Origin of the sequence: Nonomuraea muscovyensis, assembly GCF_014207745.1 — a bacterium.
In the GTDB taxonomy this organism is placed as follows: Bacteria; Actinomycetota; Actinomycetes; order Streptosporangiales; family Streptosporangiaceae; genus Nonomuraea; species Nonomuraea muscovyensis.
The window spans coordinates 147,251-168,758 of the sequence record NZ_JACHJB010000002.1; the positions used below are offsets into that span (position 1 = coordinate 147,251).

The 21,508-nt window shown below is 72.7% G+C and carries 22 protein-coding genes; 16 read left to right on the plus strand and 6 right to left on the minus strand.

The features are described 5' to 3' along the window. Positions 1-10 precede the first annotated feature (10 nt). Entirely contained in the window at positions 11-589 is a 579-nt protein-coding gene (locus FHU36_RS17125) for a TetR/AcrR family transcriptional regulator (RefSeq protein ID WP_185084991.1), read from the plus strand. 15 nt (positions 590-604) lie between these two features. On the opposite strand, the gene FHU36_RS17130 is transcribed toward FHU36_RS17125, so the two are convergent. Further along, on the minus strand, positions 605-859 hold the full coding sequence (locus tag FHU36_RS17130; RefSeq protein WP_185084992.1) for a hypothetical protein: 255 nt from the start codon (positions 857-859) through the stop codon (positions 605-607). 102 nt (positions 860-961) lie between these two features. Between FHU36_RS17130 and FHU36_RS17135 the strand changes: the two genes are divergently transcribed. Both FHU36_RS17135 and FHU36_RS45630 read left to right on the plus strand, forming a co-directional pair. Beyond that, positions 962-1,495 carry a nucleotidyltransferase domain-containing protein gene (locus FHU36_RS17135; RefSeq protein WP_185084993.1) on the plus strand — a complete coding sequence of 178 codons (534 nt, stop codon included), beginning with the start codon at positions 962-964 and terminating at the stop codon, positions 1,493-1,495. Between the two features lie 115 nt (positions 1,496-1,610). Continuing rightward, positions 1,611-1,733: a hypothetical protein gene (locus FHU36_RS45630; RefSeq protein WP_281394294.1), complete on the plus strand. Its 123-nt coding sequence runs from the start codon at positions 1,611-1,613 to the stop codon at positions 1,731-1,733. 465 nt (positions 1,734-2,198) lie between these two features. Here the strand turns inward: FHU36_RS45630 and FHU36_RS17140 are convergent, their stop codons facing one another. Further along, positions 2,199-2,891 (minus strand): TetR/AcrR family transcriptional regulator, encoded by a 693-nt coding sequence (locus FHU36_RS17140; protein ID WP_185084994.1) that lies wholly within the window; start codon positions 2,889-2,891, stop codon positions 2,199-2,201. 83 nt (positions 2,892-2,974) lie between these two features. On the opposite strand from FHU36_RS17140, the gene FHU36_RS17145 reads away from it, so the two are divergent. Then, positions 2,975-3,289 carry an FAD-dependent oxidoreductase gene (locus FHU36_RS17145; RefSeq protein WP_312891651.1) on the plus strand — a complete coding sequence of 105 codons (315 nt, stop codon included), beginning with the start codon at positions 2,975-2,977 and terminating at the stop codon, positions 3,287-3,289. A 403-nt stretch (positions 3,290-3,692) separates the two neighbouring features. Here the strand turns inward: FHU36_RS17145 and FHU36_RS17150 are convergent, their stop codons facing one another. Then, on the minus strand, positions 3,693-4,487 hold the full coding sequence (locus FHU36_RS17150; protein WP_185084995.1) for an SDR family NAD(P)-dependent oxidoreductase: 795 nt from the start codon (positions 4,485-4,487) through the stop codon (positions 3,693-3,695). A gap of 161 nt (positions 4,488-4,648) precedes the next feature. Between FHU36_RS17150 and nhaA the strand changes: the two genes are divergently transcribed. From nhaA to FHU36_RS17165, 3 genes are all read left to right on the plus strand, one after another. Further along, the gene (gene nhaA, locus FHU36_RS17155) at positions 4,649-6,448 is read left to right on the plus strand and encodes a Na+/H+ antiporter NhaA (RefSeq protein ID WP_185084996.1); all 1,800 of its coding nucleotides are present in this window, start codon (positions 4,649-4,651) and stop codon (positions 6,446-6,448) included. A gap of 85 nt (positions 6,449-6,533) precedes the next feature. Continuing rightward, entirely contained in the window at positions 6,534-7,097 is a 564-nt protein-coding gene (locus FHU36_RS17160; RefSeq protein WP_185084997.1) for a dihydrofolate reductase family protein, read from the plus strand. A gap of 180 nt (positions 7,098-7,277) precedes the next feature. Further along, positions 7,278-7,616: an avidin-fold protein gene (locus FHU36_RS17165; RefSeq protein WP_312891652.1), complete on the plus strand. Its 339-nt coding sequence runs from the start codon at positions 7,278-7,280 to the stop codon at positions 7,614-7,616. Positions 7,617-7,656: 40 nt separating this feature from the next. Here the strand turns inward: FHU36_RS17165 and FHU36_RS17170 are convergent, their stop codons facing one another. Then, entirely contained in the window at positions 7,657-8,292 is a 636-nt protein-coding gene (locus tag FHU36_RS17170; RefSeq protein WP_185084998.1) for an Lrp/AsnC family transcriptional regulator, read from the minus strand. A gap of 108 nt (positions 8,293-8,400) precedes the next feature. Here FHU36_RS17170 and FHU36_RS17175 point away from each other — a divergent pair, with 108 nt between their 5' ends. The 6 genes from FHU36_RS17175 to FHU36_RS17200 are packed head-to-tail and all read left to right on the plus strand — an operon-like array spanning position 8,401 to position 14,666. Beyond that, a complete protein-coding gene (locus FHU36_RS17175) occupies positions 8,401-9,975 on the plus strand; it encodes an ABC transporter substrate-binding protein (RefSeq protein WP_185084999.1) in 1,575 nt (524 codons plus the stop codon). Between the two features lie 60 nt (positions 9,976-10,035). Next, positions 10,036-11,133, plus strand: a complete 1,098-nt coding sequence (locus tag FHU36_RS46345; RefSeq protein ID WP_312891653.1) for an ABC transporter permease — start codon at positions 10,036-10,038, stop codon at positions 11,131-11,133. Next, positions 11,130-12,005 (plus strand): ABC transporter permease, encoded by an 876-nt coding sequence (locus tag FHU36_RS17185; protein WP_185085000.1) that lies wholly within the window; start codon positions 11,130-11,132, stop codon positions 12,003-12,005. The genes FHU36_RS46345 and FHU36_RS17185 overlap by 4 nt, the downstream gene beginning before the upstream one ends. After that, a complete protein-coding gene (locus FHU36_RS17190; RefSeq protein WP_185085001.1) occupies positions 12,002-12,790 on the plus strand; it encodes an ABC transporter ATP-binding protein in 789 nt (262 codons plus the stop codon). Before FHU36_RS17185 ends, FHU36_RS17190 begins: the two co-directional genes overlap by 4 nt. Beyond that, a complete protein-coding gene (locus tag FHU36_RS17195; protein WP_185085002.1) occupies positions 12,787-13,692 on the plus strand; it encodes an oligopeptide/dipeptide ABC transporter ATP-binding protein in 906 nt (301 codons plus the stop codon). Before FHU36_RS17190 ends, FHU36_RS17195 begins: the two co-directional genes overlap by 4 nt. Further along, complete coding sequence (locus FHU36_RS17200; protein ID WP_312891654.1) at positions 13,689-14,666, plus strand: M24 family metallopeptidase; 978 nt, start codon at positions 13,689-13,691, stop codon at positions 14,664-14,666. The genes FHU36_RS17195 and FHU36_RS17200 overlap by 4 nt, the downstream gene beginning before the upstream one ends. Positions 14,667-14,866: 200 nt before the next feature. Here FHU36_RS17200 and FHU36_RS17205 read toward each other — a convergent pair whose 3' ends face one another. Then, positions 14,867-16,987: a TerD family protein gene (locus tag FHU36_RS17205; protein ID WP_312891655.1), complete on the minus strand. Its 2,121-nt coding sequence runs from the start codon at positions 16,985-16,987 to the stop codon at positions 14,867-14,869. A 261-nt stretch (positions 16,988-17,248) separates the two neighbouring features. Between FHU36_RS17205 and FHU36_RS17210 the strand changes: the two genes are divergently transcribed. Together FHU36_RS17210 and FHU36_RS17215 are read left to right on the plus strand one after the other, a co-directional pair. Further along, positions 17,249-17,737: a hypothetical protein gene (locus tag FHU36_RS17210; RefSeq protein ID WP_185085004.1), complete on the plus strand. Its 489-nt coding sequence runs from the start codon at positions 17,249-17,251 to the stop codon at positions 17,735-17,737. A gap of 137 nt (positions 17,738-17,874) precedes the next feature. Next, complete coding sequence (locus tag FHU36_RS17215; RefSeq protein ID WP_221496396.1) at positions 17,875-18,387, plus strand: hypothetical protein; 513 nt, start codon at positions 17,875-17,877, stop codon at positions 18,385-18,387. A gap of 106 nt (positions 18,388-18,493) precedes the next feature. Here the strand turns inward: FHU36_RS17215 and FHU36_RS17220 are convergent, their stop codons facing one another. Beyond that, positions 18,494-19,099, minus strand: coding sequence for a dihydrofolate reductase family protein (locus tag FHU36_RS17220; RefSeq protein WP_185085005.1), 606 nt, complete (start codon positions 19,097-19,099; stop codon positions 18,494-18,496). A 528-nt stretch (positions 19,100-19,627) separates the two neighbouring features. Here FHU36_RS17220 and FHU36_RS17225 point away from each other — a divergent pair. Then, on the plus strand, positions 19,628-21,433 hold the full coding sequence (locus FHU36_RS17225) for an aldehyde ferredoxin oxidoreductase C-terminal domain-containing protein (protein WP_185085006.1): 1,806 nt from the start codon (positions 19,628-19,630) through the stop codon (positions 21,431-21,433). Positions 21,434-21,508 lie beyond the last annotated feature (75 nt).

Here is a 21,508-nt window from a genome sequence, read left to right on the forward strand (position 1 = left end):
CATCTGGAGGGTGTCTACACAGCAGCGCAGAGAACGCGAACGCGCCCAGCGCCACGACCTGATCGTCAAGACCGCCCGCAAGCTGGCCGAGTCCGAGGGCTGGGACGCCGTGACCACCCGCCGCCTGGCCGACGAGATCGAGTACAGCCAGCCGGTCCTGTACAGCCACTTCGCCGGCAAGGACGCCATCGTCGCGGCGGTGGCGCTGGAGGGCTTCACCGAACTGGCCGTACGCCTGCGCGCCGCGACACGGACGGGCGAGCCGCGCGCCGCGCTGGAGGGGCTGGCCAGGGCCTACATGGCGTTCGCCGAGGAGAACCCCGCGCTGTACGAAGCCATGTTCACGATGGCCGTGGACCTGCCGTTCGGCCAGGACGACACCCCGGAGCCGCTCCGCGACGGCTTCCAGGCGCTTTTGTCCGGGGTCGCGCAGTTCGCCGACAGCCGCGACCCGGCGATCCTGACGGAGGTCGCCTGGAGCGCCCTGCACGGGCTGATCGTCCTGGCCCGCGGCGGCCGACTCCCCGCCTCAGGCCGCGAGGCCCGCCTGACGCTGCTGCTCGACCAGCTCAGCGCCCCCACCCGCTGACCCCGCCACGTACGGTCAGTCGTTCCACCCGGCGGCGACCTGGGACGCGACCTCCAGGCCGTGCCGGCGGCCCGCTCGGGCGGCCGGAGCGCGGCGGTCCTCCAAGGCGTCGTCCTCACGGCCCTCGGCCTGACCCGCGACCGCCTCTTCCCCCGCCGTCGCCTGATCGCTCGTCGTCGGGCACCCGCCCGCCACCAGCCCGGTCGACGCCGCACGCCCACCAGGCATCCCCGTGGCCTGGCCCGCGACCGGGCTGTCTCGGGAATCCATCGGCTGGAGCGTCTCCGGCTGGCCGGTCGCCGGGACGGTACCCATGACAAGGGGGAGTGCACCCGTGCGCGTGACACGCGCCGGTCGGGCACACTGGCCGGCGTGACAAGATCAGAGATGACCGCGGGCGACGTCAGGGAGTTCCTGGACCTGATGGACGAGGTGGGCGTCCGCGTCTGGCTGGACGGCGGCTGGGCGGTGGACGCCTGCCTGGGCGGGCAGACCCGGCCACACGCCGACCTGGACATCGTCGTGCAGGAGCACCACCTCCCGGCGGCCACCGCCGCCCTCCGGGAGCGTGGATACCGGCCGGTTCCCCGTGACGACACCTGCGCCTGGAACTTCGTCCTGGGCGACGCCGCGGGACGCCAGGTCGACTTCCACGTCATCGTTCTCGACTCCGACGGCCACGGCCGCTACGGGCCGCCCGAGAACGGCGAGAGCTATCCGGCGCCCGCCCTGGCCGGGACCGGGCGGGTCGATGATCGAGAGGTGGCGTGCGTCAGCCCGGAATGGCTGGTGAGGTTCCACACGGGTTATGCCGTCGACGCCGACGACTGGGCCGACGTCTCGGCGCTGTGCGAACGGTTCGGCATCCCCGTACCCGACGACTACCGGCGGTTCCAGGCGAGGTGACCGCACGCCTGCGCGGACACCTCGCCGGGAGCCGTCGGACGGGGGTCGTCGGTCAGCAGGCCGGGGACCTGCCGGGAAAGGATCGTTCCTACGGTGAGGGCCGTACGATGCTCGGATGACCGCCGATCGCCACCGTCCCGGTTACGTCCGTCGCCGCGTCGGGCGTGCGCTCCTGGCGTACGGCGTCGCCCTGCTCGCCGGGGCGGCCGTGCTCGCGGTCTGGTGGCTGACCCGATGAGCGGTACGAGCCGGGGATCCCGCTCCACCGGCTCCCCCTACGACCGTCTCGCGAGCGCGGCCTGAACACGCCTGAGGACCGCGTGCCCGGGGACGGCTACCAGCGGCCGCCCTTGTGGAGCTGGCCGCGGACAGCGCCGTCGGGGAACTGCGCCGTGTGCAGGTGGCGTACCAGTTCTTCGGGTTCTTCCAGATCCCCTTCAGCAGGGCGGCGTCCTTGACCCGGACCGTGCCGAAGCTCGTGTTGCCGCGGTTGGAACCCCGTTGCAGGAGAAGTCCGAGGCCGAGGGGCTCCAGGTGAGTCTTGCCGGCGCTCGTCAGGAGCTTCAGCACATGCGGAAGATCAGCCCAGACGACCACGGTTCCGCTGGGCCCCACACGCCGTTCCTGAGCTTGTTCTATAACCAGTCAATCAGGGTGGGTGCGCAGTCTGGCGGCGTCATGCGGTGTCACGGAATCCTGAGCGTCACGCCTGCGGACGGGCGAGTTTGGCGGCCACGGCGTCGAGGACCCAGTCGAGGCCGGTCGCGAAGGACGCCTCGGCGTCCACCTCCGTGCCGTCGTGCACGACCTTGGCCAGCGCCGGGAAGCGGCCCGTGGCCAGCATCCTCATCACATGCGGGCCGGAGGCGCGCTGCCAGTCGCGCTTGGACAGGCCCGTGGCGCGCTCGGCCCGCAGGTTCGCGATCTCGCGCCTGATCGCGCCAGTGATGTAGGCGCTGACGGTCTCCACGGCGCGCATGACGGTCTCGAGGTCGGCGAGGCCGTCGAAGGCGGACAGCTTGGCCTCAGTCACGGCGAGGGCGTTCGGGCCGAGGGCCGGACGGCCGCCGAGCAGGTCGGCCAGCCATTCGTGACGGAGGGTGGCCTGCCTGGTGCGGTGGGCGAGGATGCGCAGCACCTCCCGCCAGTCCCCGGGCTGCTCCTCGGGGAGGACCTCGGCGTGGACCTCGTCCACCATGAGGTCGAACAGCTCCTCCTTGGTGGAGATGTATCCGTACAGTCGCATCGGACGGGCGTCCAGCCGGGCGGCGACCTTGCGCAACGACACGGCCTCCAGCCCGCCCTCGTCGGCCAGAGCGATGGCGGCGGCGATGATCCGCTCCCGGCCGAGCGGCGCGGCGCGAAACTGCGGCTCCGGCCGGTCCCATACAGTCATGGGCTCCATCGTACTGTTGCGATATGTCGCAATCGGCAAGTACGTGAGTCGCTATGATACACCGTACGATACAGCGTATCGCTGTGGTCGGAGGCGGCCCGGCCGGCCTCACCTTCGCCCGCGTCCTGCACCGCCACGATCACCCCGTCACCATCCTCGAACGCGATCCCGCCCCCGACGCCCGTCCCCCGGGCGGCATGCTCGACCTGCACGAAGGGATGGGCCAGCTCGCGCTGGGCAAGGCGGGGCTGCTGGCGGAGTTCCAGGCGCTGTCCCGTCCCGAGGGGCAGGCCATGCGCATCCTGGACGCGGAAGACGCCTGTGGAGATCAGGTAAGACCCGGATCCGTCCGGGCACAGATCAGCGAAACAGGAAGCCGGGGAAGTGCCGCCGCGTGAACGGGACGGCACAGGCCAGAATCTCCGGGCTTCAGCCCGGAGAGCGCGTCAAACGCGAGCCGTCCGGGAGTCCGCCGTCGGCGACGTCCTGGCGCAGATCCGCGAGATCGCCGCGCTCCCGGCGGCGGACGCGGACGGCGATCGGGTGTGCGGCCTCCTCCTGGTCTTCCACGAGGGAGCCGGCCAGTTCGAATGGCAGGTGCGGGACGGGGACGTCGTCGTCGGCCAGGCCGTGCCCCGCCACGACTACCTGTGGCGGTGAACGCTCAGGCGCCGGTGCGCCGGGCCGCCAGGGCGGCGCCGAGTTCGTGTCCGCCGGGTCCTTCTTCAGTTACGCGGCGCCGGGCAGCAGCGCGTGGGGCCCGATGCCGAACGTCGACGTGACCTGGCCGGCGAGCAGCGGTCACGGCAGGATCGAGTCGACGTAGCCACCGTCGGCGCGGAGGGCGCCGCCGGTCGTGACGGAGGCCTGGTCGGAGCTGAGGTAGACGACCATGTTGCCGATCTCGGCCGGCTCGATCAGCCGCTGGATCAGGGAGTTCGGCCGGTGCTCGCGCATGAAGCGCCGCTGGGCCTCCTCCCACGACAGGTCGTCGCCGACGAGCTCCTCGACGAACATCTCGACGCCCGGCGTGTGCGTGGGGCCGACGATGACCGAGTTGACGGTGACGCCGCTCCCGGCGGCGGCTTTGGCGAAACCTCGCGTGACCGCCAGCAGCGCGGTCTTGGTCATGCCGTAGTGCACCATCTCGACAGGTATGGCCACCGCGGAGTCGCTCGCGATGTTGAGCACCCGGCCCCAGCCGCGGTCCATCATGCCGGGCAGGTACGTGCGCGTCAGGCGGACGGCCGACAGGACGTTGACCTCGAAGTAGCGGCGCCACTCGTCGTCGTCGATCTCCAGCACCGGCCTGGCGCCGAAGATGCCGAGGTTGTTGACGAGGATGTCCAGGTCGGGCACCCGATCGCGGAGCTGCGCCGCACCCTCCGCCGTGGCCAGGTCGGCGGCCACGGCGGTCACGTCCGCCCCCGGCAGCCGGTCGGAGATGGTGGCGGCGGCCTGCTCGGTCCGCTCCTTGCCACGCCCGTTCACGATTCCGGCGGCGCCGGCGCGGGCGAGTTCGGTGGCGATGGCCAGGCCGATGCCCTGGCTGGATCCGGACACCAGAGCCCGGCGGCCCGACAGATCGATGTTCATCGGTTCGTCCTTTCCCGGCCCCGGGCGGGCCCCTGCTGGACAGCGTTCCCACAGACGGACGGTGAATGTCGCCGTGGCGTGACCTCGACCTTCGCCCGGCCGCGGGCACCACCGGCCGCCCGCCGGCGGTGCCCGCGGCGCCGTCTATCATCGTGACCCTGATGGTGCGGAGGTTCTTCAGGACCGAGGCGGGCAGCACGAGCGTCCTGCTCGGCGCCACGCTGCTCGCCCTCCTGTGGGCCAATTCGCCCTGGGGCGACACCTACGAGGCCTTCTGGCACACCCGGATGGGCCTCACCTTCGGCGAGGCCGTCTTCTCGCTCGACCTGCGCCACTGGGTCAACGACGGGCTGATGGCGGTGTTCTTCTTCCTCATCGGCCTCGAGGTCTCCTACGAGGTGCGGCTCGGGCAACTGCGCGACCGGCGGCTGCTCGCGGTGCCGGCCGTCGCCGCGCTCGGCGGCATGCTGGTGCCCGCCGCCGTCTACCTGGCGCTGAACGCCGGAGGGCCGGGGGCGGGCGGCTGGGGCGTGCCGATCGCGACCGACACGGCGTTCGTGCTCGGGCTGCTCGCCATGGTGGGCGCCCGCTGCCCCGAGCCGCTGCGGGCGTTCCTGCTGACACTGGCGATCGTCGACGACGTGCTGGCCATCATCATCATCGCCGTCTTCTACACCGAGGAGCTGTCCGTCCCGGCGCTGCTGTCGGCGGTGGTGCTGCTGGTGGCGATCCTGACGCTGCGGCGGCTGAAGATCTGGCGGGCGCCCGCCTACATCGTGCTCGGCTTCGGGCTGTGGGTGGCGACGCTGGAGAGCGGCGTCCATCCGACGCTCGTCGGCATCGGGCTGGGGATCCTCGTGTTCGTGTACGTCCCCAGCGAGTACAAGCTCCTCTCGGCGGGCGAGGCCGTACAGGAGCTCACCAACGAGCCGAACGCGCGCGCGGCCCGGGAGGCGGCGCGCCGGGTGCGGGCCGCGGTGTCGGTGAACGAGCGGCTGCAGTTCCAGCTCCACCCGTGGAGCAGCTACGAGATCGTGCCGATCTTCGCGCTGGCCAACGCCGGGGTCCGCCTGGACGGGGAGACGCTGCGCCAGGCGGTCACCTCGCCCATCGCGATCGGGGTGGCGGCGGGGCTGCTGCTGGGCAAGTTCGCCGGGATCGCGTTCGGCACCTGGCTGCCGCTCCGGCTGGGCTGGGGCGTGCTGCCGGGCAACCTGGTGTGGGGTCAGCTCCTGGGCGGGGCGGCCGTGTCGGGCATCGGGTTCACGGTGTCGCTGTTCATCGTGGACCTGGCCTTCGACGACCAGGCCATCCAGAACCAGGCCAAGATCGGCATTCTGGCCGGGTCGGCGCTGTCGGCGCTGTCCGGCTGGATCATCTTCCGGCTCGCCTGGGACCGGGGCGGTGTGTGCGCGCCGCCCGAAGCGGCGGCCGAGCCGCCCGAGACGCTGCCGGAGGTGCTGTCGGTGCCGGTGGGCCCGGACGACCACGTGCGCGGGCCGGCGAAGGCCAAGGTCACGATCGTGGAGTACGGCGACTTCGAGTGCCCGTACTGCGGCCGGCTCCACCCGGTCCTGGAGGAGTTGCGCGCCAGGCGACCGGAGGTCCGGATCGTGTTCCGGCACTTCCCGCTGCGCACGATCCATCCGCGGGCGGTGCCGGCGGCGCTGGCGGCGGAGGGCGCCGCCCGCGGGGGCAGGTTCTGGGAGATGCACGACACGCTCTTCTCCAACCAGCGTTTCCTGACCGATGCCGACCTTCGCCGGTACGCCGCCGAGCTGGACGTGGAGCCGTGGCCCGACCTGCCCGGCCAGCTCGCGAGGGTGGCCCGCGACGAGGAGTCGGGGCAGGCGAGTGGGGTGCGCGGCACGCCCACGCTCTTCATCAACGGCGTCCGCTACCAGGGCGCGCTGGATCGGGCGTCGATCGACCGGGCGGTGAAGGAAGCGGAGCAGCCGTAAGCCCGGGGGAAGGAAACCTTAAGCGGTCTCCGCCAGTGTGGAGCCATCGCAGGACGCACCGGCGAAAACCCGAGAGGAACCCCTCATGCGCACGTTCAAGCTCCAGGTCCAGACCACCGTCGACGGCTACATGGCCGGCCCGAACGGCGAGATGGACTGGATGACGTTCCCGTGGACCGACGACATCAGCGCCTACATCGACGCCCTCACCAAGCCGGTCGACTGCATCGTGCTGGGCCGCAGGCTCGCCGAGGGTTTCATCCCCACCTGGGCGGCCGGGCCCGAGGGGGAGGACCAGGAGTCCATCGACTGGATGAACGACACGCCCAAGGTCGTCATCTCCGACTCCCTGACCGAGTCGCCGTGGGAGAACGCCACCGTCGCGGGCGGCGACCTCACCGAGACCGTGAACCGGCTCAAGGCCCAGCCGGGTGGCGACATCATCACCTACGGAGGCGCCACGCTGGCGGCCGAACTCATCGCCAGGGGGCTGCTCGACGAGCTCCACCTGTTCGTCAACCCGACCGCGATCGGCGCCGGCCGGCCGGTGTTCGCCGACACCGGCGCCCACCAGCGGCTTCGCCTGGTCACCGCGCGCCCGTTCGACTGCGGCATCACCGCGCTGCACTTCGAGCCCCGGCGCTCCTGAACACGGCCCACGACGTCACGTCGAGTCCGGGGCCCCGTGGACCACGCGGGAGAAGGTTCGCGCCGCCGCGGGGAGGGGGAGACGGGCGCGCTGGACGGATCGCCGGGAGGGCGGCGCTGACTGTGCCATTCGTCCAACTCGCGGCTCCTTGTCAGAGCAGGCCCAGAATCATGGGGGGTTGTGAACGTTCTAAACGACCGCAGATTCGTGATGGTGAGCTCGACGGCGAGTGTGGTGGACCCGGAGCAGCCCACCGCGTTCAGGTACTGGGAGTCCGACGGGGTGGTATGGGGCGACTACACCGGCGACACCGTCACCATCGGCCGGTTCGTCGGCACCCGGGACGGCGACACGATCACGATCACCTACGCGCATGCGCTGAAGAGCGGGGGCAGGGCGGTCGGCCGGAGCAGCAGCCGGATCGAGACCGAGCCGGACGGGCGGCTGCGCCTGGTGGAGGAGTTCCAGTTCGACGGTGACGACACCCGCCACGTGAGCGTGTGCACCGAGGTCGCCTGACGGTGGCCGTGCCGGCCGCGGGCCGCCCGGCCCGGGACGTTCAGTCGTCCTTGCGCAGGGCGGCGCGGCCCTCCGCCGCCCCGACGAAGCGCATCTTGCCGAGCGGCACGTCTCCCCGCTCCTCCTGGACGGTCCGGCGCGGGGCGCGGGTCTTCTCGCGGTCGCTCGGCAGCACGTAGGGCCGCCTGAGCACCTCGTCCAGGATGAACACCGTCTCCGTCGCCTTCACGGCGGGGATGTTGGCCAGCCGGTCGGTCACCATGGCGTGCACCTCGGCGACGTCCGCCATCCGCACCTGGATCATCGCGTCGTGCTGGCCGGTGGTGATCGCGCAGTACTCGACCTCGGGCATCCTGGCCAGTTCGGCCCTGAACTGCCGCCACATCTGCTGCCGCACGGTCACGAAGATCAGCGCGGTGATGCCGAGGCCGGTCCGCACGTGGTCGATCTCGGCGGTGAAGCGCTTGATGGCGCCGTCCGCGCGCAGCGCCTCGAACCGGGTGTAGGCGTTGGCCCGGGAGATGCCCACCCGGTCGGCGAGCGCCGACACCGAGATCCGGCCGTTCTCCCGCAGGACCTCGAGGATCTTCAGGTGGGTGGCGTCCAGGTCGAGGCCGATACCGATCCGTCCAGATGGACCACCACCACTGCCCCCATTGCTGGAAATATCACTCACTGTTACCCCTTCCCTCGATATATACGTCTCAGTAACTACACAACGCCTGGACGTTCTGCCGGACAATCCTCGACATCTTTCGGCTAATCGTCCATCTGGAGGACAACCATGGCGACCCGTTCCCAGACGGCGGCTGTGCTGCTCGCCGGTGCTCTCGCCCTCGCCGCCTGCGGAAGCGGCGGCGCCCAGGCCCCGGCCGCCCAGAGTGGCGCGAAGACACTCGTCATCGACACGTCCTTCGACCTCAAGACGGCCGACCCCGGCCGGACGTACGAGCCGACGGGCCTGATCGTCGGCAAGGCCACCTACGAGACGCTGCTCACCTTCGACGGCGGCGACGTGACCAAGCCGGTGCCCGCGCTGGCCGAGTCGTACGAGCTGTCGGAGGACGGCAAGGTCGTCACCCTCAAGCTCAAGCAGGGCGCGACGTTCGCCGACGGCTCGCCCATCACGGCTGATGACGTGGTCTTCTCGCTCACCCGGGTGCGCGACATGAAGGGTACCCCGTCGTTCCTGCTGGACGGCGTCGAGGTGGCCAAGGCCGACGACTCGACCATCACGCTGACCTCCAAGCAGGCCAACCCCGCCCTGCCGTACATCCTGCCCAACCCCGCGCTCGGCATCATCAACAGCAAGCTCGCCAAGCAGAACGGCGCCACCACCGACCCGCAGGACAAGGCCGAGCAGTACCTGAACTCGACGTCCGCGGGCTCGGGCCCGTACCTGATCGAGTCGTTCAACGTGAGCAGCCAGGTCGTGCTCAAGGCGAACCCGAAGTACTACGGCACCAAGCCCGCCTACGACAAGGTCGTCATCCGCAACGTCGAGGCCGCCACGCAGAAGCTGAACGTCCAGCGCGGCGACAGCCAGGTGGCGCTCAACCTCTCCGGCGACCAGGTCGCCGGCATGCCGGCGAACCTGCAGGTCGACAAGACCTCCTCGGCCAACGTCATCTTCCTGTTCGCCAACCAGAACCAGGAGATCAGCAAGACCACGCCGAACGCCAAGTTCGTCGAGGCGGTGCGCAAGGGCGTCGACTACGCGGGCCTGCTGGAACTGGCCGGCGAGGGCGCCACGCAGGCGCCGGGCGTCATCCCGTCGCAGATCCTCGGCGCGCTCGGCGCGGACCAGGCGGCCAAGCGTGACCTGGAGGGCGCCAAGGCCGCCCTGGCCGCCAGCGGCCTGTCGAACCCGACGGTCAAGCTGGAGTACCCGAGCGAGCTGACCGTGAACGGCCTGTCCTTCCAGCCGCTGGCCGAGCGCATCCAGGCCAACCTCAAGGAGGTCGGCATCACGGTGGACCTGAACCCCGCGCCGGTCACCACGGCGCTGGACAACTACCGCAACGGCAAGGAGGAGATGGGCCTGTGGTACTGGGGCCCGGACTACCCGGACCCCAGCGACTACCTCGTGTTCCTGCCCGGCAAGACGGTCGGCGAGCGGGCCGGGTGGAAGGCCGGCTCGGACAAGACGGTCGAGGAGTCGGGCGAGAAGGCGGCGGTCGCCGTGGGTGACGACCTGCGCAAGCAGGCCTACGCCGACATGCAGACGAAGCTCAACGCCTCCGGCCCGTTCATCCCGCTCATCCAGCCCAGCCAGAACATCGTCACCGCCGCCTCGGTGACGGGCCTCGAGTACCACCCGGTGTGGACCGTGGACGTCGCCGACCTCGGCGTGAAGTAGAGTCCGCGAGCGGTATCCGACCAGGTATCCAACAAGATATCCGACAAGGTGTCGAACAAGGTGTCGAACACAGCCTCGGGCAAGACCCTCCAGCCGGACCGCGTGCCGGAACCGGCACGCGCCCGGCGGCGGGGCTCCCACCCGCTCGCCCGGTTCCTCGTCCGCCGGCTCCTCACCGCCGTCCTGCTGGCATGGGGCATCACGCTGGTGACCTTCGTGCTGACGAACATGGTGCCGGGCGACCCCGTGGCCGCCAACCTCGGCCAGCGGGCGCTCGGCGACCCCGCCATCGTCGCCCAGTGGCGGGCCGAGCACGGGCTGGACAAGCCGCTCTGGGAACAGTACGCGCTGCACCTGCGGGGCCTGCTGCAGGGCGACTTCGGCACCAGCCAGCAGAGTCACCGCCCGGTCAGCCAGGACCTGGCCGAGTTCGTGCCCGCGACCCTGGAGCTGGCCGGCGCGGCGATCCTGGTGTCCCTGGTGCTGGGCGTCGGGTTCGGGGTGGTGGCCGCGCTGCGCCGCGACCGGCTGTCGGACCACCTGCTCCGGGTGCTGAGCCTCATCGGCATCTCGGTGCCGACGTTCTGGCTGGCACTCGTGGCGTTCTACGTCTTCTTCTACCGGCTGCAGATCACCCCGGGCAGCGGCCGGGTGGACCCGGCGCTCGGCGGCGCGCCGCCAGTGACCGGGCTGCAGACGATCGACGCGCTGCTGGCCGGCCGGTGGGACATCTTCGCCTCGGCGGCCGGTCACCTGGTCACCCCGGCGCTCGTGCTCGCCCTCTACACCATCGGCCTGCTGACCCGCTTCACCCGGTCGGCCGTGCTGGAGGTGCTGGGGCAGGACTACGTACGGGCCGCTCGGGCCAAGGGGCTGCCGGGCCGGGTGATCCTGTTCCGCTACGTGCTGCGCTCGGCGCTGGTGCCGATCATCACGGTGGCGGGTCTCGCCTTCGGCAGCCTGCTGTCGGGCACCGTGCTGGTCGAGGCGATCTTCGCCTGGCCGGGCATCGGCCAGTACGCCTACAAGAGCGCCACCACCCTCGACCTGCCCGCCGTCATGGGCGTCGGCCTGGTCGTGGGCGTGGTGTACCTGGTCATCAACCTGATCGTGGACGTGCTGTACGGCGTCATCGATCCCCGAGTGAGGCTGCAGTGAAACGGGATCCCCTGAGCCGCAAAGGGCTGACGCGGCGGCTCCCCGAGGCCTGGCGGCGGCCGCTCGCCGTCGTCGGCGCCGCGGTGGCGCTCGCCTGGCTCGTCATCGCGCTGGCGGCGCCCCTGCTGGCCCCGTACGACCCGCTCGCCCAGGAGCTGCCTCGGCTGGCCGCGCCCGGTCCCGGGCACTGGTTCGGCACCGACCAGCTCGGCCGCGACATCCTGAGCAGGGTCATCTACGGCGCGCGGGTGTCGATCCCGCTGACGATGCTGCTGGTCGCGCTCTCGGTACTGGTCGGCGGCCTGCTGGGCGCCTGCGCCGGCTACTTCGGCCGGTGGGTCGACGAGACGATCATGCGGGTGGCCGACCTGGTGTTCGCCTTCCCCACGGTCATCCTGGCCATGGTCGTCGCGGCGGCGCTCGGGGCCAGCCTGACCAACGCGGTGCTGGCCGTGCTGGTGGTGGCCTGGCCCGCCTACGCCCGTGTCACCCGGGGCCTGGTGCTGGGGGTGAGGGAGCGCGAGTTCGTGCTGAGCGGGCGGCTGCTGGGCTTCTCGGCCTGGCGCTCCCTGCGCGTGGACGTGCTGCCGAACGTGACCGGCCCGATCCTGGTGCTGGCGACGCTGGACATCGGCACCGCGCTGCTGCTGCTGTCGGGCCTGTCGTTCCTCGGCCTGGGCGCCAAGCCGCCGTCCCCGGAGTGGGGCGCGATGGTGGCCGGGGGCGTCGAGGTGTTCGACAGCTGGTGGGTGGCGACCTTCCCGGGCCTGGCCATCCTCACCGTGGTGCTGGCGTTCAACTTCCTCGGCGACACCCTGCGCGACGCCCTCGACCCCCGGACGGCCCGTGCCATCAAGGAGCGTGCCCTGTGACGCTGGAGATCACGGACCTGAAGGTGTCGCTCGGCGGCCGGGACATCCTGCGCGGCGTCGACCTGAGCCTGGCGGAGGGCCGGGTGCACGGCCTGGCCGGGGAGAGCGGGTCGGGCAAGACCATGACCGGGCTGGCCGTGCTCGGCCTGCTGCCGCACGGCGCGCGGGCCACCGGCCGGATCGCGCTCGGCGGGCGCGACCTGCTGACGCTGCCGCCCAAGGAGCTCAACAAGGTGCGCGGCGGCGAGGTGGCCATGGTCTTCCAGGACCCGGCCACCAGCCTGCACCCCATGCTGACGGTCGGCAGACAGCTCACCGAGCACATGCGCCACCACCTCGGCCTGGGCAGGGCGGAGGCGCGGGCCCGGGCCGTCGAACTGCTCGGCAAGGTGCGCATCCCGGGCGCCGAGGAGGCGTACGGACGCTTCCCGCACCAGTTCTCCGGCGGGATGCGGCAGCGCATCGCCATCGCCATCGCGCTGGCCTGCTCGCCCAAGGTGCTCATCGCCGACGAGCCGACCACCGCGCTCGACGTGACGGTGCAGGCGGGCGTGCTGCGGCTGCTGCGCGGCCTGTGCGACGAGCTCGGCCTGGCCGTGCTGCTCGTCACCCACGACCTGGGCGTCATGTCGGCCATCGCCGACGAGGTGAGCGTGATGAAGGACGGCCTGGTCGTCGAGACCGGCCCGCGGGGCCGGGTGCTGCGCGAGCCCGCGCACGCCTACACCCGCTCGCTGCTGGAGGCACTGCCCGGGGAGCCGGGACAGCCAGGGGGGAACGCATGACGCTGCACATCGAGGACCTGGTCGTCGAGCACCGGTCCCCGGGCCGCCCGGTCGTCAGGGCCGTGGCGGGGGCGAGCCTCACCGTCCAGCCGGGCGAGGTCGTGGGCCTGGTCGGCGAGTCGGGCTGCGGTAAGTCGACGCTGGCCCGGGCCGTCTGCGGGCTGAACCCGGTCACGGCGGGCTCGATCACGTTCGAGGGCCGGCCGGTCACCCCTCTCGGGCTGCGCCGCCGGACGCTGACCGCCGTCCAGATGGTGTTCCAGGACCCGTACGCGTCGCTGAACCCGCGTCGCCGCGTCGGCGAGCAGATCGCCGACGGGCTGCGCACCGCCGGCGACCGCACGACGGCGCCCGCCGACCTGCTGGAACGGGTGGGCCTGCCGCGGGAGTTCGCGGCGCGGCACCCGCACGAGTTCTCCGGCGGGCAGCGGCAGCGGATCGCCATCGCGCGGGCGCTGGCGGCCGGGCCCCGGCTGCTGATCGGCGACGAGCCGATCTCGGCGCTGGACGCCTCGGCCCAGGCGCAGGTCGCCACCCTGATGCGGGACCTGGCGGTGGACTCCGGCGCGGGCCTGCTGTTCATCAGCCACGACCTGTCGGTGGTGCGGCTGATCGCCGACCGGATCGCCGTCATGTACCTCGGGAAGATCGTCGAAGTGGGCGACACGGCCGAGGTGTGGGCCGACCCCCGCCACCCGTACACGCGGGCGCTGCTGCAGGCCATCCCCAAGCCCGACGGGATGGGGGTGCTGCCGGCCGAACTGCCCGGCGACGTGCCCGACCCGGCGAACCCGCCGGCGGGCTGCCGCTTCCACCCGCGCTGCCCGCTCGCCATGGACGTCTGCCGGGAGAAGGAGCCCGCCTTCGGTCCCGTCGCCTGCTGGCTGCACGAGCCCGCGTGACACCCGACGGCAGGCTGGCGGCCGTGCGGGCGGCCATGGCCGACGGCGAGATCGACGCGCTGGTGCTGCGCCCGTCGCCGGACTTCCGGTTCCTCGGTGGTACGGGCGAGGACTTCCTCGTGGTCACGGCCGCGGCCGTGGCCGAGACGGCCGACCCGGCGCGGCTCGTCCCGCCGCGGGCGCGGCGGGTGGGCGTGGACCCGGAGATGCGGGTCCACGAGCTGTTCGGGCTGTCGATCGAGGCCGAGGTGGTGCCCGCCACGGCCGTGCTGGCGCCGCTGCGGCTGCGCAAGGAGCCGGCCGAGGTCGAGGCGATCGGGCGGGCCGCCGCGGCTGCCGAGGCGGTGCTCGCCCAGGTGCGGGAGCTGGCCTGGTTCGGCGTGACCGAGCGGGCGATGGCGGCCAGGCTGCGCGGGCTGCTGCTGGAGTCGGGCTGCGAGGCGGTGCTGTCGCTGCGGGTGGCCGCGGGCGAGCACACCGCCCGGCCCGCGCACCGGCCGGGCGAGCGCGTGATCAATCCCGGTGACGCGCTGCTGGTGTCGGTCTGCGGCCGGTGGGACGGCTACTGCGCGGAGGTGGCGCGGGTGTTCGCCGTCGCGGAGCCGCCGGACGACTTCGAGGCCATGTACTCGGTGGTGCTGGCCGCGCACGCCGCGGCCCTCGCCTCGATGCGCGAGGGGGCCACGGCCGCCGGCGTGGCCGCCACGGTGCGCAACGTGATCGACGGCAGCGGGTACGGCCGGTTCGCCGCCGCGGGCGCCGGCCGGGGCGTGGGTCTCGGCCACGAGGAGGGGCCGCGGCTGTGGCCGGGGGAGGACGCGGCGCTGGCCGCCGGGATGACGCTCTGCCTGGAGCCGGCCATCTACGTGCCGGACCTGTTCGGCGCGCGGGTGGCCGACGTGGTGGTCTGCACCGGGACGGGCCCGGTGGCGCTGAGCGGTGGCCCGCCGGCCCTGCACGTCCTGGACCGCTGACGGGCCCGGCGCGGGACCGGTCGTGAGGAAGGCTCGGGAGCTGGAGTGCCAGTAGGCCCGTTCGGGCCTACCTGGATTCGAACCAGGTGAGAAGGAAGCCCCCGAATGGCCTCACGACCGGGACGCGAGGAAGGCGGGAAGACTGAGATCAATGGGTTTTGAGAAGGAAGCCCTCCCATGGCCTCGCGGGCCCCACCGTATCAGGCGGGGATCAGCTCGTGCAGCGTCGCGGGCGTGTACACCCGTGACCCCGGCGGGAGGTCCGCCGGAGCCTGCAGCCCGATGAAGGTGACCGGCCCGCCCGGGGAGCTCTTCGCGCGCATCAGCTCGGCCAGGTGGCGCACGCGCAGGTGGTCGCGTTCCACGATCGTGCGAACCAGCCGCGAGGCGACCGCCTGGTTGCCCTCCACCTGGTTGAAGCCGGGGTATCCCTTCAGGTAGAGGTGCAGCCACTTCACCCGCCACGCGCCGTCGTCGCCGCGCAGGAACACCAGCGGCAGGGCGACCTGACCGGAGCCCCGCAGGTCGGACTTCATCCGCACGGTGCGCGGCTCGAACGGCCGGCCCTCCTGCGCGGCGTCCCTGGTCATGTACCCGAAGAACGCCTCGGCCGCCTCGTCGAACCGCTCCCCGGCGTAGACGTGCACCTGGGGGATGATGATCGGCCGGGTCGCCTCGGCGAGCCGGATGTTGACGAACTCCGACGCGCCGTCGGTGGCGTCGGTCAGGTCGCCCGAGTACTCGGCGAAGCCGTTGGCGTGGTTCGTCCACGAGATGTGCTCAGCGTCGCCGTAGGAGGCGTCGAGCATGAGCGCCGACAGGTCGTAGTCGGTACGCCGCGCGGCCTGGCGCCAGTGGACGAAGAACCTGAGCAACTCGCCGTCCACCGCCGTGACCGAGCCGCGGGGCAGCATGCCGAGCCCGGGGACGACGGACTTGCCGGACAGCGGCAGGGCGACGTCGAGCAGGTCGGGATCGACGACCAGCTCGCCGAGCTCGGGGAGGCGGCCGGTGATCTCCTCGTCGAGCATGGCCAGGGCGCGCGTCAGGATCTTCTCCGCCAGCGGCGGGCGGGAGTCGGTGGCCGTCCACGCCCGGCCGTACCGGTTGGTGAACAGGCGGCCGGCGGCGGGGGCGAGCCGGTTCTGCAGGTGCTCGCGCAGCGACAGCAGGACGCGGCCGGAGGCGCCCGGCAGGGCTCGCTCCGCGGCGCCCAGCACGTCCGCCTCGGACGCCGCGGTCCGCAGCAGGTGGTCCAGGCGGCGCAGCAGCGCGCCGGGCGTGCTCGCCAGCAACGTGACGGCGTCGGCCGTCCGGCCCGCCGCGAGGGCGGCCTCGACCCGGCTGTCGAGACCGGCGGCGGCGCGGACGCCCCTGGCCACCTCGAAGACCTGGGCGGCGCGGGGGAACCGCGGATGCTCGTGGGGGTGCAGCCGCTCGCCCAGCCGCTTCCACGGCTCCCGGTGGCGCGGCACGTCGCCGAGCTTGGCCGGGGACGCGACGGTGTCCAGCGCCCGCAGGAGGGCCCGCCGCTCGGCGCGGCGGAACGACCGGAACCTGGTGGGCACGGCCAGCGTGACGTCGCCGCCGGAGCAGGCGCAGGCGAGCCGGAGTACGTCGGTCACCGTGTCGACGAGCAACGGCCGGCCGGCGGCCAGCCGCGCCTCGTTGACGACGGCGCGGTTCTCGCGCACGGGGATGCGGTCGGGCTCCTCCGCGCAGAACGCGGCCAGCAGGCGCAGCGCCGCCAGGTCCTCGGCGGCCGGCGGCGCCTCGGACCCCGCCAGCGAGAAGTAGAGGTCACGCGCCTCCGCGGCGAGGCTCCCGCCCGCCTCCAGCACGGTCACCCGGTCCCCGGCCAGCGGGATCAGCTCGGCGTGCGCGGCCAGCAGGTCGGCGTAGGCGTGCTGGTAACGGCCGTAGCGCGGCAGGGTCAGCAGGTCGAGCGTCCCCGGCCGGAGTCGCTCGGCCGCGACCGGGTCGAGCAGGGCCTCACGCAGCAGGCCGGCCCAGAACTCCAGGGTGTCCGGGACGTTGCGGGGGAAGTCGACGAAGTAGGCGTTGTGCCGGACGTGGTCGCCGACCAGGCCGCGCACCGTGGCCAGGACGCGTACGCCGAGGTCCATCACGGCCTGCCCGGGCAGTCTCGTCAACCGTTCGAGCAGCGCCGGCGAGCAGGTGAAGCCGACGCTCAGCAGCGCGGCGTCGAGCTGGCGGGCGGCCACCCCGCCCCACTCCGGACTCGCCCCGGCGGGGGCCTCGACGGGTTCCAGGGGCACGCGTAACCGGCGGGTGATGACGAGGCTCTCCAGACTGTCCACGAACGCACCATATCGCCGCATTGCGCCCGCACGCTGGGGGTTTTCGGTCGTACGGGAGGACGGCCGCGTACGTCAGGTGGCACGATTCCGCAACGGCGAAGTGCCCGGCCGGCTTTGTGCACTTGTGCGCGGTGGGGCGGGCGCCGGCGGGGTCCACTGGGGAGTGCACGCGCTGTGGCGAGTCAGCCGCCTCGACCGTCGCGGACGTGCCGCCCCCGCGCAGCCCGCGCGGGAGACCTTCCTTCCTCTTCAGGAGCACACATGTCCACATCCCCAACGGTGACGCCGAGGTCACGCCTCCTGCGCATGTCCGCGCTGGTGGTGGCGGTGTCCGCGGCGGCCCTGGTGGCCGGCAACGCCACCCGCGCCGAGGCGGCGCCGCCGGAGGTGATCAGCCGCTGGAACAACGAGCTGGTCCACTCCAACTCCATCAGCCCCGGCTTCAGCACGTTCCTGGGTGCCGGGGCGTACACGATCACCGCCAAGCTCTCGGCGGCCAACCAGGGCGCCTCGGCGATCGCCTACACCTGCACGATCAGCGCGGCAGGCGGGGCGGCCACCGACCAGGCGCCCGTCACGCTCGCCCCGCACGCGACCCAGAGCCTCTCCCTCAACGTCGTGCACCACTTCCCGAGCACCGGGCAACTGAGCTTCGCCTGCACCAAGCCCGCGGGAAGCCCGACGGTGCGGATGCAGCACATCAAGATCACCGCCATCAAGGTCAACTCGGTGGACAACCAGCCGTTCTGACGGCGGCGGGCGCGAGCGACGGCGGGCCGGGGACGGGAGCGTCCCCGGCCCGCCGTTTCGCCGTTCCCTCGTACGGGGGAGGGGATTCCCCCGCTCGCGGGAGGGGCGGCCGGTGCGCCGACCCTACGGTTACGGTCATGGTTGCTTCTGATCGTCCACGACGCTGGCCGGCGTACGCGCTGGCGGTGCTGTTCCTCGGGTACGCCGCCGGCAAGGCCGTCGTCGCCCTGGAGGCCCGGCTCGGGTTTCCCGGCGGCCCCGCCGTGTCTGCCGCCGAGCACGAGGCGTACTTCATGAACGTGAGCGTGGCGCAGTGGCTCGCGGTCGCGTCCGGCCTGCTGGGCGCGTGCGTCGTGGTCGCCACCGTCACGCCGGTGGGGCGCAGGGTGCCGCGGCCGCTGATGCTGCCGGTGCTGGGCGTGATGCTGCTGGCCGTCGGCGGCGGGGCGGGGACGATGGTCCTGGACGGGTTCGTCGGCATCGGCGTGGGCTGGCAGTGGTACCACGGGATGCTCGGGCTCATCGTGATCGCACTGTTCCTGGAGACGATCCGCTCCTACGTGGCGGCGACGAGACGCGCCACGAACCGGCCGGGAACGGCCGCGCTCAGCTCGTCGGGGACCGCGGCAGGTCGCCGGTCACGTCGCTGAGCCGGGCTCCCGTCCGCGCCCTGACCTCGGGTCGCGGACCCCGTACGGCGGGCCCTCGGCCTGCAGCGGCGCGAGGCCCGGCGACTCTCGACGAGCCGTCTCCCGGCTAGACCGACCCGTAGGACGGCTTGCCCGCCCACTCGTAGGTCACGTAGACGACGCCGGCGTCCGTCGCGGTGGACCCGGTGAGCCGCAGCCCGGCCGGCGCGGTCCCCTCGGCGAACAGCCGCTTGCCCTCGCCGAGGATGACGGGGAAGACCAGCAGGCGGTACTCGTCGACCAACTCGGCCCGCTGCAGCGTGCGGAGCAGGTCGCTGCTGCCCTGCACGAGGATCTCGCCGTCGGTGCTCCGCTTCAGGTCGGCGACGGTCTGCGCGGCATCGCCCACCAGGACCCGCGTGTTGCGCCACCCGGCGTCCATCGGCGTCCGCGTGGTGACGTACTTCGGCATGCTGTTGATCTTGGCGCCGCCTTCCTCGTCGGGCACGCCGGGCCAGTGCGCCGCGAGGATGTCGTACGACCTGCGGCCCAGTAGCATGCCGTCGGCGCGTTCGAGTTGGTCGCCCATGATCCGGCCGAACCCCTCGTCCACGTACGGGGGCAGCCATCCGCTGTGCGGGAAGCCGTTCGCGTCGTCCTCGCCGGGCCCGCCCGGGGCCTGCATGACACCGTCCAGCGACACGAACGTCGAAACGACCAGCCTGCTTGCCATCTGTGACTCCTTCGTCTCGGCGAGGCCTGACCGGCCCGCCGCCTTCGTGTGCCTCCAGCCTGGCGGTACCCGCTTAAGGATTTCTTACGGCCCCGCCTCCGGCCGGACGGCCGCGCCCGGCGACCCGTCCCGTCTGGAGGGGCATGATCACGCGTGCCGGAGCCGGAGCGCGGCCGCGGCGAGGGAGTGTCGGGTAGGCCAGGGCGACCAGCACCCCGGCGGCGGCGCGCTGCTGGACCCCCAGGCCGGCGAGGCCATCCGCCTGCTGATCGACCTGCTCGAAAGCGGCCTGTGAGGTCGCGGCCCCGACCCTCGGGCATCGCGGCGGACGGCCTCCGCCCGGCAGGGGACGGGAGGGCCGTGAACCGCGCTCGGGTGGCTGAGATGAGTTGCGACATTTGGGGGTTATGTGATGTCGTGCCGCTTCTGGGAACGTACGGCCGAGCCCCCCGCGCCCCCCACGCGCGCGGCGATCCGGGCGCCGCGCCGTCCCGTCCCCCGCACCACCCCTGCCCGAGGAGAGCTTCCGTGACGTTCATCGTCGATCTGACCAGCGGGACCGTGGAACGCGAGTACCGCTCAGCCGGGCACTTCGGCGGGACGATCCTCGGCCTGCGCCTGATGGCCGAGCGCACCCCCGCCGGGCTGGACCCGTACGACGACCGGGCGCTGCTCTTCGTCGCGGCCGGAGCGCTCGGCGGCACGGCCGCGCCCGGCCTGGCCAAGGCCGTGTTCCTGGCCAAGTCGCCGCTCACCGGCGTGGCGGGTGAAGCGCACGCCCTCGGGCCGTTCGCGGCCGGGATGCGCGGAGCCGGGGCCCAGGCGCTGGCCGTCGTGGGACGGGCCGAGCGGCTGTCGTACCTGCTCGTCCAGGGCGGCGAGGTGACCGTCCACGACGCCGAGGACCTGCGCGGGTACGGCGTGGCCGCCGCGACCGACGCGCTGCGGGCCCGCCACGGCGAGCGGGCGCACGTCGCGGCCATCGGCCCGGCGGGGGAGAGGCTGGTCAGGTACGCGAGCGTGGTGACCGACCTGGCCTTCCCCGCCGCCCGATACGGGCTCGGCGCGGTCTTCGGGTCGAAGAACCTCAAGGCCGTCGTATGCGTCGGCGACGCCCCGGCCGAGGTCGCCGACCCGGCCGCCGTCGAGGCGCTGGCCGCCCACTACCGCGACCGCCTCGCCTCGAACCCGCTCGCGGCGCTCCAGCACGGCGAGCCCGGGTTCGCCGGGTGGAGCGGCGAACCGCCCGCCCCCGGGTACGCCTCCGTCCGGAACTTCTCCGTGCCCGGCGAGCACGGCCTGCGAGTCCCCGCCGCCGCCGGCTACGACGGCCGCGCGGTCGCCACCTCCGGCGGCTGTCCCGGCTGCCCGAACGACTGCCTCAAGGTGTACGCCCCGCCTGACCTGCCCGAACGCAGGACCGGCGGCCTCGGGCAGGAGGCGTTCCTGTCTCTCGGCTGGAACCTGGGCATCGACGACCTCGACGCCGTCCTCGCCGCCAACGCCCTCTGCGACGACCTCGGCCTCGATCCCGTGTCCCTCGGCGGCACGCTGGCCTTCGCCATGGAGTGCGCCGGACGCGGGCTGCTGCCCGGCGGGCCCGCGTTCGGTGACGCGGCCGCGCTGCCGCGCCTGGTCCGGGACGTCGCGCAGCGCGGCAGGCCCCTGGGCGACCTGCTCGCCGAGGGCTCCGTGCGGGCCGCCCGGTGGCTCGGACCGGCGACGGTGCCGTACGCGATGACGGTCAGGGGCGCCGAGCTGCCCTGCTTCGACCCGCGTGTCCAGCCGGGGCTCGGCCTCGGGTACGCCGTCGCGCCCGGAGGGCCCCGGTACGACGCGCTGGAGCACGACCTGGTCTTCGACCCCGACCTCGGGCTCACGTACAGCTTCGCGGAGGCCGCGCGCGTCGGCGCCGAGCCCGCGCCGGCGGGCCGGCTGGACAAGGAACGCGGCGTCCGCAGCGCCCGCCTGCTGCGGCTGTGGAGCGGGCTCGACGCGCTCAACCTCTGCGTCTTCGCCTCCTCGCCGGCCCGGCCGCTCACGATCGACCACCTCACCGCGCTGGTGACCGCCGTCCTGGGGGCGGAGTTCACGCTGGACGACCTGCTGGAGGCGGGGCAGCGGCGGCTCGACGAACTGCGCGCCTACGCCGAGCGGGAGGGCGGCGGCCCCGGCGAGCTCCCGGACCGCCTGTACGACGAGCCCGTCACAGCGGGACCGCACGCGGGCGCCGTCCTCGACCGGACCGCCTTCGCCGAGGCCCGCGCCGCCTTCCACGCCGAACTCGGCTGGCCCACCCCCGACACTCCGCAGCCCCCTGACCCGACCCCCTGACCCGACCCCCTGACCCGACCTCCTGACCCGGCCCCCTGACCCGGCCCGCCTGCGCCCGAGCGCGTGGACCAGGGC